Annotated in this window: 8 protein-coding genes; 2 read left to right on the top strand and 6 right to left on the bottom strand. The window is 43.3% G+C overall.

The annotated features are described in order from the left end of the window. Positions 1–8: 8 nt before the first annotated feature. Complete coding sequence (locus T357_RS0107390; protein WP_031550412.1) at positions 9–584, bottom strand: carbonic anhydrase; 576 nt, start codon at positions 582–584, stop codon at positions 9–11. Positions 585–834: 250 nt separating this feature from the next. Between T357_RS0107390 and T357_RS0107385 the strand changes: the two genes are divergently transcribed. Next, positions 835–2259, top strand: coding sequence for an AAA family ATPase (locus tag T357_RS0107385; protein ID WP_031550409.1), 1425 nt, complete (start codon positions 835–837; stop codon positions 2257–2259). 132 nt (positions 2260–2391) lie between these two features. Here the strand turns inward: T357_RS0107385 and T357_RS0107380 are convergent, their stop codons facing one another. The 3 genes from T357_RS0107380 to T357_RS0107370 are packed head-to-tail and all read right to left on the bottom strand — an operon-like array spanning position 2392 to position 9193. Continuing rightward, positions 2392–3381 carry an aldo/keto reductase gene (locus T357_RS0107380; RefSeq protein WP_031550406.1) on the bottom strand — a complete coding sequence of 330 codons (990 nt, stop codon included), beginning with the start codon at positions 3379–3381 and terminating at the stop codon, positions 2392–2394. An 18-nt stretch (positions 3382–3399) separates the two neighbouring features. Next, positions 3400–6660, bottom strand: coding sequence for a GLUG motif-containing protein (locus T357_RS0107375; RefSeq protein WP_031550404.1), 3261 nt, complete (start codon positions 6658–6660; stop codon positions 3400–3402). Further along, positions 6644–9193 (bottom strand): MMPL family transporter, encoded by a 2550-nt coding sequence (locus T357_RS0107370; protein WP_031550402.1) that lies wholly within the window; start codon positions 9191–9193, stop codon positions 6644–6646. The genes T357_RS0107375 and T357_RS0107370 overlap by 17 nt, the downstream gene beginning before the upstream one ends. Positions 9194–9579: 386 nt before the next feature. Between T357_RS0107370 and T357_RS0107365 the strand changes: the two genes are divergently transcribed. Further along, the gene (locus tag T357_RS0107365) at positions 9580–10443 is read left to right on the top strand and encodes a YitT family protein (protein WP_031550399.1); all 864 of its coding nucleotides are present in this window, start codon (positions 9580–9582) and stop codon (positions 10441–10443) included. A gap of 452 nt (positions 10444–10895) precedes the next feature. On the opposite strand, the gene T357_RS0107355 is transcribed toward T357_RS0107365, so the two are convergent. Continuing rightward, positions 10896–11843 carry a transketolase family protein gene (locus T357_RS0107355; protein WP_031550394.1) on the bottom strand — a complete coding sequence of 316 codons (948 nt, stop codon included), beginning with the start codon at positions 11841–11843 and terminating at the stop codon, positions 10896–10898. Positions 11844–11846: 3 nt separating this feature from the next. Then, positions 11847–12698 carry a transketolase gene (locus T357_RS0107350; RefSeq protein WP_031550391.1) on the bottom strand — a complete coding sequence of 284 codons (852 nt, stop codon included), beginning with the start codon at positions 12696–12698 and terminating at the stop codon, positions 11847–11849. Positions 12699–13024: the final 326 nt, after the last annotated feature.

Below are 13024 nucleotides of genomic sequence, written 5' to 3'. Positions count from 1 at the left end.
GTATAAAATCAAACAAACTCCACCACACCCGTATCGATATGATAAACTGCACCCACCACCTTCAGGCTGTGTTCATGCTCTTCTTTTATTATCTCAAGACTTTCCTCTACGGTCTCAATGCTGTGTTTAACATTCAGAATGCACGCCTTCTCCGGATCTGTTTCATCACCTATTGCATAACGGATCTCATGAAGGATGTACCTTATATACTTGTTATCATTGTCCGGATGATAGGCTGCACCGATGGCTCCGCAATTTGTATGTCCCATTATTACTATAAGTCTGGTGCCCAGATGGCTTGCAGCATATTCGATACTACCAAGCTGATGATCGTCGATAACATTACCGGCAACACGGATTACAAATAGCTCTCCTATTCCTGTGGAAAAAATAGTCTCCGGTATAACTCTGGCATCCGAACAGGTCACCACAACAGCAAAAGGCTCCTGCCCGTGATTTGAAGTTTTAAGTCTTACAGAAGAAGATACATCTCCGTTGCTAAGTCCCGTTTCGACATATTTCTTATTGCCGTTTTTAAGTCGTTCCAATGCCTCGTTGGCAGACATTTTGATCTTATCAGTCATCTTCTACCTCTTTCATTCCAACTAAAACAAACTCCTCTTCATTATCTCATGAATCGACCATATATTCACTAAAATTAAGCTCTGTTGAGCTATAAAATCAAACCCACGCATTTTTCATTTACCGAAAACTCATAAACAACTAGTTGAAAAACACTCTTTGGCGATTTATAATCATTTTATGGCTTATAAATCGCCAAAAACATGTTTAATAGTTTGTTTTTGGCGATTTATGTCACAAAAGAGGTGCGATATGAAGATCATCGGAAGAAAACATGAAAAAGACAGCCTTTTCCAATGCATTAAATCAAAAAGACCGGAATTTGTCGTAGTTTACGGAAGGCGAAGAATAGGAAAAACCTATCTTGTAAGAGAATATTTTAACCGTCAGTTTTCGTTTTATGCTACAGGTCTGACTGATTCAAAAACCAAGAGCCAGCTACGAGCTTTTAACGAAAGTCTATGCTCATATGGATACAATGATAAAACGCCTCCAAAAGATTGGTTCGAAGCCTTTGGCCGTCTCCGTCAACTTCTTGAAAGCGAAAAGATTTATAGGGAACCTCTCAATAATAAAAGAGTTATATTTCTTGATGAACTTCCATGGATGGATACTGCAAGGTCTGATTTCAAAAGTGCTTTAGATTACTTCTGGAACAGTTGGGCATCTTCACAGGCGGATCTAGTGTTGATCGTTTGTGGTTCCGCCACTTCCTGGATAATCACTAATCTTTTGACAAACAAAAAAGGGTTTCATAACAGAATAACAAAACAAATACATCTAATTCCGTTTACTCTTTCAGAGTGCGAAAAAATGTATGAGCTAAATGATATAGTGATGACGAGAAGCCAGATGATTGAAAGCTACATGGTATTCGGCGGAGTTCCTTTGTACCTTAATCTGTTGGATTCCCGTTTAAGTCTGGCTCAAAATATAAACGAGTTATGTTTTAAAGAACACGGTGAACTGAATAACGAATACACCAATCTTTTCCTTTCATTGTTTGATAAACCAGAAAAACACATGGCCATACTTGAAGCATTGGCAAAGAAGAAATGTGGCATGACAAGAACAGAACTCTCAAAGGAATCCGACATCGGAGGAGGTTCGGTTTTAACCAAAGATCTCAAAGAGTTGGAAGAATGTGGATTTATCCGTAAATATTCTGATATCACAAAGGGAAGTACTGATTCCTTTTACCAGCTTATAGATCCCTTCACTCTCTTTGCTATAAAATTTCTTAAAGATAAGAAGTTCGACTCATGGAATACATATATCAATTCCCCGGGATACAATTCCTGGAGAGGGACATCCTTTGAAATAGTCTGCTTTAACCATATAGACACAATCAAAAAAGTATTGGGCATCAGTGGAATAGAAACCAGTGAATTTGCCTGGAGAAGTCAGGAATCAGAAAAAGGCGCTCAGATTGACCTCATCATTTCAAGGAAAGATGGTGTCACCAATCTTTGCGAGATGAAATTCACAAATTCAGAATATGCTCTAGATGAAGATGAATATAAAAAACTCCAAAACAGAGTTACCGACTTTCAAAAAGAGTCCGGTTCTACCGGAGCTATTCATGTAACTCTGATATGCGGAAATGGGTTTAAATATAATAAATATTCTGACATAGCTCAGAATATCATTACCGGCGAGGATTTGTTTGAAAACTAGAAAATATTTAACGTTGGCGACTTTGCAAATTTCCAAAGCCACCAACGTTAATCTTTTTTACCATTACACCTTAAAAATAATTCAAGAAACATCTAGTGAAATTATTTTTAATAAACCGGCATCTAGTCCGTTTCATCCATTACATACACTATCGATCTTATCCAGCTCGTCCTTAGTAAATGTGGTGTTCTCCAGTGCCTTTATATTATCCAAAATCTGACCCGGTCTTGAAGCTCCGACCAGAACCGATGTTATACAGTCATCCTTCAAGATCCAGGAAAGTGCCATTTCCGAAAGTTTTTGGCCGCGCTGCTTTGCTATTTCATTAAGGCTTCTGACAGTATCCCTCTTTTCAATAACAGTACTTTCTTTTAGGAATCTTCCGTCAGTGCGGATTCTGCTGTCAGCAGGAATTTCGTCAAGATACCTGTCAGTAAGGAGTCCCTGTGCAAGAGGTGAAAAACAGATAATTCCTTTCTTAAGTTCCTTCGCTTTCTCCTTGAGACCATTCTTTTCGATAGTTCTGTCAAGAATGCTGTAACGATTCTGATTGATGACAAAAGGAACCTTGAGATCACTAAGGATTGCTGAGGCTTTTTCCAGAGTCTCACCGTTATAGTTTGATAATCCGACATACAGGGCCTTTCCGCTTCTCACGATCTGCTGAAGAGCCCCCATGGTTTCCTCCAGAGGGGTTTCCGGATCCATTCTGTGATGATAAAAGATATCTACATAATCAAGTCCCATACGCTTAAGAGACTGGTCAAGGCTTGAAATCAGGTATTTTCTGCTTCCCCAGTTTCCGTAAGGTCCCGGCCACATGTCATATCCGGCTTTTGTTGAAATGATAAGCTCATCTCTGTAACCCGGGAAAACTTCTTTCATGATCCTTCCAAAATTAATCTCTGCACTTCCCGGCTTAGGACCATAATTGTTTGCAAGATCAAAATGTGTTATTCCGTTATCGAAGGCAGTGGTACACATATTGACCATGTTTTCATAATTCCCGGTATCACCAAAATTATGCCAGAGTCCCAGTGATATCTTCGGAAGCTTCAGTCCCGAAGCACCACATCTGTTGTACTCCATTTTTTCATATCTGTTATTATCAGCGCTGTACATGTACTATCCTCCTGTTTGTCAGCTTTTTTCAGTCGCATTCTTCTTAGGCTGTTTTTTCTTCCTGAATCTGTTCACCAAAGTAATCAGCAGTATCACCAGCGCGATGCCTCCCACAACTTTAGCTATATCTCTCCAGGGGATTACATCCTTGATCATCTGTATATCAAGCTTTCTTTCGCCGGTGACGAAGATCAGGTAGTCGCCAAAGTCTTCCGTTGCCTGTACATTACCGTTTACGGTAAAGCTGTAATTTTTCCATTCCGGCTTATGTACACGGATCTTTCGTTCACTGAGACCGTCCTCCGGAATTTCCACAATGTAGTGGTTTTCCTCCGGCATGCTGAAGCCCAAAACGTCCTCTTCCATAAACTGTCCGTCAACGATAAGTACGGGTTTACTGCTGTCCATATAATTCTGAGGAGCATTCAACAGCGCCACCGGAAGGTAATAGGAAGCATTGACCACGATGTCATCTTCTATAACTGTATCCAACGGCTGATCCCACTGTATAAAGAAACCTTCCTTCTCTTCTACCTCAGGAAATTCCACGTCTTTAAGGAGTGTTCCGGGAGCTGCTTCCTTTATGTCGATAAGATTCCCACCAAGCATAAACTTCACAAGAAGTGTCCCCAGAGGAGCCGGCGACTCTTCAGCCATTCCGGCGTAGTCAATGTTATCGATGGCGCCGTAGTTACCGCCGTAGTAGACATTACCCCAAAGTACATCAGAATCAAGCTTATCGATCTTTCCTGCGACAGAGCCAGCGTACTCTTCATCACCAAGGATAGTGACTGCTGCACTGTTGTAGGTAAGTGTGGTTCCGTATCCTGCGATGCCGCCTACATTCTTTTCACCGGTAATACGGCATCTTGCGGTATTCTGATCAAGTGTTCCATCGGAGTAGCCGGCGATACCACCTACAAAATGTCCGCTTTCTGATTTAACGTCACCTGTATTCTGGTTGCCTGAGAGGTAACCAATCTCCAGCTTTCCGCAGATTCCTCCGGTGTAATTTCCGCGGCCTTCAACATTGGCAAGATTCTCAGAACCCATAAGGATTGCTGAAGCTCCGAAGCTGTAATCGAGAGACCTGTCGTTTGACTTTATTATATCCTTTTCAGGATCCAGGTCATATTCTATGCCGATGGTTCCTGCGATACCGCCTACACCTATGTCGCCGGAAACATTTCCTGCATTTTTACATCCGATGATCCTGGAAGTGGAATTTCCGGGAGCGGAAGTGTCATTGAATACTCCGCCGTTATCCGCAATGTTATTAAGACGGTCACGTTCATTCTTTAAAAGGTCAGTAATGCTGCTGAAACGCCTGTTGATTTCCGACAGATTGTTCAGTACCTCCATGCTGTCATCACGGCCAAAGGCACTTAAGCTGTCAAGCTGAGCAGAGAGACTGTCCAGCTGGGCATAAAGCTTGTCTCCCGCTGCTCGGATAACAGGACTGCTTTTCACGTTTATGTTTATGCCGTTTGAAATGCCTGTAAGTGTTCCTCCCAAGGACGAACTGAACTTTGAAAGACCTGCGGAGGCATTATCCATATCCCCGAGAGAATCAAGAATATTGCTGACTGATGCATTGAGAGCTGCGCTCCTGCGATTAAAATCAGTCTGCACAGTTCCATTTGCAATCAGCTCCCGTTGCCTGCGGAGACCCTCAAGCATAGTGCGGGTGGCTCGTACATTACCCAAAAGACGGTTAATTCTGGTGGCACCTTCGTTAACCCTTGCCTGTCTTGCCTCCGGTACTTCGGGAAGAAGATGGTTCTGTGCTTCAGCTACAAATGCACTGCTGTAATTAAGATCCTCCCGGAGCTGGTTATTCTGGGCTATAAGTGCATTCTTTTCTGCATCAGACATTGAAAATGCATATGCAAGATCGTCGATGGAAGCGCTGAGATTATCTGACATCCGGCTTAAGTCATCCAGACTGTCATCCAGATAGTCCATATCACCGCCTATGTCTCCGACAGCATTAAGCAGTATATCGGTAGTCGAATTAATGGTTTCCGCAAGCTCGTCGAAACGCTCCAGGGAAGCATTGTACATAGTATTTGTTGAGTTCTTGACTTCCGTAAGGGTTCTGGAAATCCCGTTCAGGCGGTCATAGGTGCTGTTGGTCATACCCTCTGTTGTGTTCAGAGTATCTGTCACCAGGACGCTGATCTGATCTATCTCATCAGAAAGAGAAGTTAGCACATCCTTTGAGAAATCCACCGTGATCTCCGGCTGCTGTTGACCTGCGATTCCTCCGGTATCCTTACGCCCGAAGACGGATCCTTTGTTTACTGAGTTTTCGATGGCTCCGCCGTTTCGCCCGGTGATGCCACCGGTATTGTAGCCGATATGGCTATAGCCTGTGTCCCCGGTAGATTCACAGTTCCGTATGGTTCCTGTTCTCAGGTTATATCCCGCAATGCCTCCGGTATCCACCCTGTTCTTGAAATTCTCAACATTGTTAATGTTTTTGGTTATAAGGATATTTTCCAGGATATCCTTGATATCCTCCGTGGAAACGCTGCTCTCCCGAACCGAAGTATTGACTCTTGCGGAGCTGCTGCAATCCTCGATGAGTCCTTCGTTTCTTCCGGCTATAGCTCCTGTAGCATTGTCTCCCTCAAGGCTTCCGGAAACATGACACCCACGGATCACGCCTGTGTCGCCGTTTAATGCAGATAGTATACCGGTCGTGGTCTTTCCGCTCACGTTGCTTTTCACGGTAATGTTTTCCACGAGACCGTAATTCTCTGAAACAAAGGCCGCAGTTTTATCACGCTCCGAAGTGACAACAGAGGAGAGTTCCAGATTCTGTACTGTTCCTGCGGGACCGATAGTGCGGAGCATGGGATTTCCGGATCTTACATTTAAGATCTTATGGTCATTTCCCAGAAAGGTTCCGTTAAAGTAGGAAATCGTTGGAAAAGTCGTTTCATCCGAAAAATCCAGATCCGTGTTCAGGTTAACGGTTATACCGTTGGACCAGACATTAGCCCTGCACTTTTTTGCAAAGCTTTTGTAGTCCTCCATGGAATTTATGATGATGGTATCCTTATTCTCTGAGTCAGTATTTTCAGAGCCGGTACTTATGGAACCGTTGTTTATGGAGTCATCTTTATCGGAACCAGTATCAATGGAACTTACTTCCGTGGTCTCCGGAGCGACTGTCTCAGCCGCATATATCATTCCGGGTGTATTCATCAGCACCGCCGGGATCATCATACAGAGGAGGGCTGTCTTCATTATTTTTTTACTGTTTTTCTTCATGATCAAGATACTCCTCTAAATTCTGTCCTTCATTATCAGCAAGTTTCTGTATATCTCCGGAAATGATGTTGGCCCGCACATCTCCGCGAACGATGCCGTGTACCGTACCGAGGATCTGTCCGTCGATATGTCCATGTATACGACCGTCCACTCTGATGATGCCGCTCTCCTCCCTTGACTTTATCGGTCTCGCAACAGAGAACTTTGTCGCAGCGATGACCTTGTCACCCAAAAGAATGATTTGCGGAAGAACGAACAATACCAGGAACATTGAAAGCATTGTACCTCGTCCGAGACTCTGGCCGATGCCGGCGATGGCTCCGTCAGAGGTCAGGAATCCGATAACGGTTCCCGCAATTGCCAGGATGGAACCCGAAGTGATAATTGTCGGGAAAGCAAAGTTTACTGTTTCAATGATGGCTTCCTTACGTCCCATGGTCTTACGGTTCTCATCATAACGTGAGCCGATAACTATGGCGTAATCGATATTGGCACCCATCTGAATTGATGAAACGATAAGGTAGCTGATAAAGAAAATGTTTTCCTTCATAATGGTCGGGAAGGAGAAGTTAATGAAAATGGATCCCTCGATGACCATGATGAGAAGGATTGGCATGCCCACAGATTTGAATGTGAAAAGCAGGATCACTAAAACGAAGAGAAGTGAAACTACCGAGACGATAACATTATCCGTTTCAAACTGGGTGCCCAGATCCATCTCGGAGGTTGACTCTCCCACAACATATACATGGAGATCCGGGTTTTTATCCATTTCGTCTTCAAAAACGGGATCGATCTCTTTGTGAAGTCCCCGCAGGAAAGCGAAGGTTTCCGCACTTTCCTCCGGAAGATTCAGGAACACCAGCATTCGCTCATAATTCTCGCCCCTGAGCTGTTTCTTTGCCATAACCAGTGTATCGTAAGTATCGTCGATATCTGCCCGGTCTTTTTCATCGAGATCCACATAACCTTCGTCTATTTTGCCGTGAAGGAACGTGAACACATCCAGGAATGGAATCTTGTATTTGTCGATACCTCCTATGATGTGACCGTACTCGTCCTTGTCTGAAGCGTACATGCCGTAAACCATTGCAGCCACATCGTAGTCAAGATCCGCCATCTCCGAAAACTGTCTCGGAGTCAGAGGCTGGGAAACCATATAACCGCCCTTGGCCTCAGTGTTGGCAAGAGAAGTTACGCTCTTTACTTCAGGCATGGCTTCCAGAGAGGCCGCAATTCGGGAAATCTTGTAGTAGTCGTGGCTGGGAACATTGATGGCGATCATGTTGTCGCTGCCGAAGGTGTCCCTGATCATATCCTCAGTAATCTGGGCAGCACTACGGATAGGAGTCTTCAGATTGGAGTAACCGTAAACGTAGGGGCACTTTGAAGAAATGATATAGCCCACGATGATGACCACCAGGAATATGGGAGGTATAAATGCTTTTGTCGCATATGCAAATTTTCCCACGAAGGGTATCTTCGGAACCAGGTTTTTGTGTTTTGTCTTCATCATAATATCGGAAAACAGCACAAGAAGACCCGGCATCAGAGTGAATACCGCGAAAAGACTTATGATGATGGATTTTGTAAGAGTAAGTCCCAGATCTCTTCCGAGACCAAAGCCCATGAAAAGAAGCGCAAGGAGTCCTGAAACCGTAGTAAGGGAGCTGGAGGAAATCTCCGGGATGGAATGACTGAGGGCAATGATGACCGCATCGCGGGTATCATAATACTGCCTCTGTTCCTTAAAATGGTTACAGAAGATAATGGCATAGTCGATTGACAGTGCCAGCTGCAAAACGATGGCCACAGAATTGGAAACGAAGGAAATAGTTCCCATCATGTAGTTGGTTCCCTTATTGATAAAGGCCGCAGATCCAAATGTCAGAAGAAGCACCGGCACCTCTCCAAAGGTTTCCGAAGTCAGAATCAGAACCAGAACCACAACCGCCGCCACTATAACGATGATCAGTTTCATTTCCTCTTCGATGGCTTCAGCCTGCACATCTCCAAGGGTGGTTGAAATATGAAGGTCGTAGGAGCTTAGTTTTTCCTTTAGACTGTTCAGGGAATCCAGACATCGCTCATCAGTTTCCGGATATTTGAAGACAACACTGAAAAGTGCGGAGGAATCATTATAATGCTCCCTTATCTCATCTATGGTGAGTTCTTCATCTTCCTTTGCCACCTCTCCGGAAGCAGGATTCAGATATTCCGGCAGGAAGCCGGCTTCAAAAACACCGGGAGTCTCTTTTATGGTATCGCACACGGAAAAAGCCTCCCTGAGGGAGATGTTCGATACCATGATTTTGGCAGATCCAAAGGTGGTATACTCCTCCTCCATGAGATCCATGGCCTGCCTTGTTTCAGTATCTTTGCTAAGGTAGGCAGAAAGATCATTTTCCACCGACACCCAGTTCTGGGAGAAGAAGGAAAAGATCATGAGAATTGCATAGATCAGGAAAAACAGATTTCGCTTATCCACGATAAACGAACAGATCGTTACCAGGGGGGACTTATGATTCTCCATGGCAGTTACTCGCTTTCATAAAGATTTTTCATGAATTTTTATGTTTAATACGTCATGAATGAAACGCCCGCATGACAACATTAACATAAAAAATCACATGGTAACAGTATACCACTTTACCATGTGGTTTGAGTACGCCAAAGATAGCAATGCGTGTATTTTTTATACTTTATTCCTTATTGCAAAAATACGCAACGCCTGTATCGATATGGTGCAAAGTGGTGACAATGAAAAGATTTTTTAGCTTTTGGTTTTGTGATGATTTGGTGCTAGAATATACGAGCTGTAATTTGAAGTTATTGCTATGGCTATAGTTTCGGTCCCAACAGATCGGAATCTGTATGTCCGGAATTGATTATAAAATTATGTATTTACAGAGGTGCCCTATGAAAATATTTTCAACATTAAAGGAACTTTTTATCTTATCTTTTGCAACCGCCATCATTGCAGCTGCCGTATATTTCTTACTCATACCTACTCATGCATCCATCAGCAGCATATCCGGTCTTGCCATAGTACTGGTTAACTTTGTACCCTTCACCATGTCACAGATAACCATGTTTTTGAATGTCATCCTTCTCATCATAGGTTTCTTCACCTGTGGAAGTGAATTTGGATACAAAACAGTATATACATCTATCCTGCTTCCCATATATCTCTGGATTTTTGAAAAGTTTTTTCCTGCTATCTCCTCACTTACCGGGGATTCACTTCTTGATGTCATATGTTATACTTTCATGGTGAGCATTGGACTGGCCATCCTTTTTAACAGAAATGCTTCCTCCGGAGGACTTGATATCGTGGCAAAAATCCTGAACAAGTATTTCCGTATCGAAATGGGAAAGGCTTTGTCGGCTGCCGGAATCTGCATAGCATTATCCTCATATCTTGCATATGATGTAAAAACAGTAGTGCTAAGCCTCTTGGGAACATATCTCAATGGTATCGTGCTGGATCATTTTATATTTGACCATAATCTGAAACGTCGTGTCTGCATCGTTTCTCCAAAGAATGATGAAATAAGACAGTTTATTCTTAATGATCTTCACAGCGGTGCTACCATTTATAAAGCTATCGGTGCTTATCACCTCGATGAGCACGAAGAGATCATCACCATTGTGGACAAGCATGAGTTCCAGAAGCTTATGACATTTCTTGATACTGTGGATCCCCAGGCCTTTGTTACTGTATATCAGGTTAGTAATATCCAGTACAGACCCAAGAGTCTTCCGGAAAGAAAATTTGCCTAAAAAATCCGGCCGAAACAGAAGTCTCTGCAAATTTCTGTTTTGGCCTATAACAAGGAATTACATATGATGTTGACTATACTTAAAAAGAGCGCCTTAAACACACTAGGATTTGCAATCTGCTGCCTGCTTATATCCCTTATTTTTTATCATAATGTAGCCTGGGTGCGTTTTCTTCTTTGTAATGCAGTCTATTTTATGATCAACTGCGTTATGTACTGGTTTTCCTACAAGAACAGGAAAAAACGCAAACGTGCAGCAAGGGCGAAACGAATAACAAATACTGAAGACTAAAATCAACTATATCTGACAAGAGTCTCCATTTTACGTATATGTTTAACATACAGCTAAAATGGAGGCTCTAAATAATAAAAAGACGGTTCTCTATGTGATAGAGAGCCGTCTTTCATTTGGTTCATAGAATCCTGTTTAATAAAACATGATTCTGACTGTTATTATTTTGTTTTCTCAATAAGTGCCAGTGCCTGCTCAACTATATTATCTGCACATAAACCGAAAGCCTTGAGAAGCTCTCCGGCAGGTCCGGAATGTCCGAACTCATCATTAACACCTACACGCTTAACCGGTACAGGATGATTTTCTGCAAGTACGGAGCATACAGCCTCTCCGAGACCACCGATGATATTGTGCTCCTCTACGGTTACGATCTTTCCGCACTTCTCTGCTGCATCAAGGATAAGCTTTTCATCAATTGGCTTAATAGTAGGCATATTGATGAGATAAACAGATACGCCCTTATCCTGAAGAGCCTTGCATGCCTCGATAGCTTCAGGAACCATGATACCTGTAGCGATGATAGCCACATCAGTACCTTCATTAAGCACTTCACCCTTGCCGATCTCAAACTTATAGTCTTCACTGTGGAATACAGGTGTTGCGGCACGGCCGAAACGCATATAAACAGGGCCTTTCATTTCATAGGCAGCCTTAACCATCTTCCTTGCCTCAACATCATCTGAAGGGCACATAACAGTCATACCCGGGATGGTACGCATAAGGGCAAAGTCCTCACAGCACTGGTGTGAAGCGCCGTCCTCACCTACAGAAATTCCACCGTGTGTAGCACCGATCTTAACATTCAGATGAGGATAACCGATGGTGTTACGTACCTGCTCGTAAGCACGTCCTGCTGCAAACATTGCGAAAGTGGAAACGAATGGTACAAGTCCCATTGCCGCGAGACCGGCACCAACATCTGTCATATTACACTCGGCAATACCACAGTCGAAATGACGATCCGGAAAAGCTTTCTGGAATATGCCGGTCTTGGTAGCACCTGCAAGATCCGCATCGAGAACAACGAGATCTGATGCAGAAGCGCCGAGCTCTTTTAATGCATTACCGTAGCTGTCACGTGTAGCAACTTTCTTTATATCAGCCATGATTTACGCCTCCTCAATTTCTTTGCGGGCAGCTTCAAGTTCAGCCATACCCTGTTCATACTCTGCATCATTAGGAGCCTTGCCGTGCCATCCGGCCTGGTCTTCCATGTAGGAAACGCCCTTGCCCTTTGTAGTCTTCATAAGAATTACAGTCGGTTTCTCAGAGCCTGCATTTTTGTGGAATGCGTCAAATGCCTTTTCAATCTGCTCAAAATCGTCACCATCAATGGTGATAACATTGCAGCCAAATGCTTCGAATTTTGCATCAACAGGAGCTGTATTCATGACATCTTTGGTTCTGCCATCGATCTGCAAACCGTTAAGGTCAACGATGATGCAGAAATTGTCGAGTTTGTAGTGAGCAGCAAACATTGTTGCTTCCCAAACCTGTCCTTCAGCAAGCTCGCCATCACCGAGAAGTGTATAAACACGCATATCTTTTCCAAGATATTTTGCGCCCTTTGCCATTCCGGCTGCAGCTGAAATACCCTGTCCGAGAGAACCTGTCGACATATCAACGCCCGGTACAGTGTTCATGTTCGGGTGTCCCTGAAGATAAGAATCTATGTGACGAAGATTAGGAAGATCGCTTACAGGGAAGAAACCGCGAAGAGCGAGAGCCGAGTAAAGACCCGGTGCAGTATGACCTTTTGAAAGAACGAAACGGTCACGATCTTCCCATTTAGGGTTCTTAGGATCGATATTCATTTCCTTAAAATACAGATAGGTAAACATCTCTGCAGAGGAAAGACTTCCGCCGGGATGTCCGGACTTAGCACCGTGTGTGGCTGTAAGAATACCTTTTCTCACTTCAACAGCTTTGAGCTTCAATTCCTTTAATTCAGAAGCATTCATTTGTGTTGTCATCTCCTTTTTTTTCTGAAATCAGTAGCCGCCCTGTCCTTTCTTAGCAATGGATCCTATCCATCAGATGGTCCGGGGCTGGACCTACCTTCGGCTTAATTGTTTCTGTAGAGTTTACAAATCAGTTTTGCAGCAACTCCTTTATCCGGAAAGATTAACAGTCCGGAGGGGGACTTATGTACCTCTGATAAGTAAACCGTCTGTTACTTATTCTAATGCAAGTTTACTAAAATGTATAGATTTACTATCAAGAATGATATCCTGTTTTACCCACCGGAATTGATTTACAACCATTTGGAGAAATACCAAATGGTTTA

Origin of the sequence: Oribacterium sp. FC2011 (assembly GCF_000701645.1) — a bacterium.
Lineage (GTDB): Bacteria > Bacillota > Clostridia > Lachnospirales > Lachnospiraceae > Oribacterium.
This window is presented reverse-complemented; position numbering and strand designations above follow the sequence as displayed.

Excerpts from the sequence above, each read along its gene's own strand:
- T357_RS0107390 (WP_031550412.1), bottom strand. The coding sequence starts at position 584 with ATGACTGATAAGATCAAAATGTCTGCCAACGAGGCATTGGAACGACTT.
- T357_RS0107385 (WP_031550409.1), top strand. The coding sequence starts at position 835 with ATGAAGATCATCGGAAGAAAACATGAAAAAGACAGCCTTTTCCAATGC.
- T357_RS0107380 (WP_031550406.1), bottom strand. The coding sequence starts at position 3,381 with ATGTACAGCGCTGATAATAACAGATATGAAAAAATGGAGTACAACAGA.
- T357_RS0107375 (WP_031550404.1), bottom strand. The coding sequence starts at position 6,660 with ATGAAGAAAAACAGTAAAAAAATAATGAAGACAGCCCTCCTCTGTATG.
- T357_RS0107370 (WP_031550402.1), bottom strand. The coding sequence starts at position 9,193 with ATGGAGAATCATAAGTCCCCCCTGGTAACGATCTGTTCGTTTATCGTG.
- T357_RS0107365 (WP_031550399.1), top strand. The coding sequence starts at position 9,580 with ATGAAAATATTTTCAACATTAAAGGAACTTTTTATCTTATCTTTTGCA.
- T357_RS0107355 (WP_031550394.1), bottom strand. The coding sequence starts at position 11,843 with ATGGCTGATATAAAGAAAGTTGCTACACGTGACAGCTACGGTAATGCA.
- T357_RS0107350 (WP_031550391.1), bottom strand. The coding sequence starts at position 12,698 with ATGAATGCTTCTGAATTAAAGGAATTGAAGCTCAAAGCTGTTGAAGTG.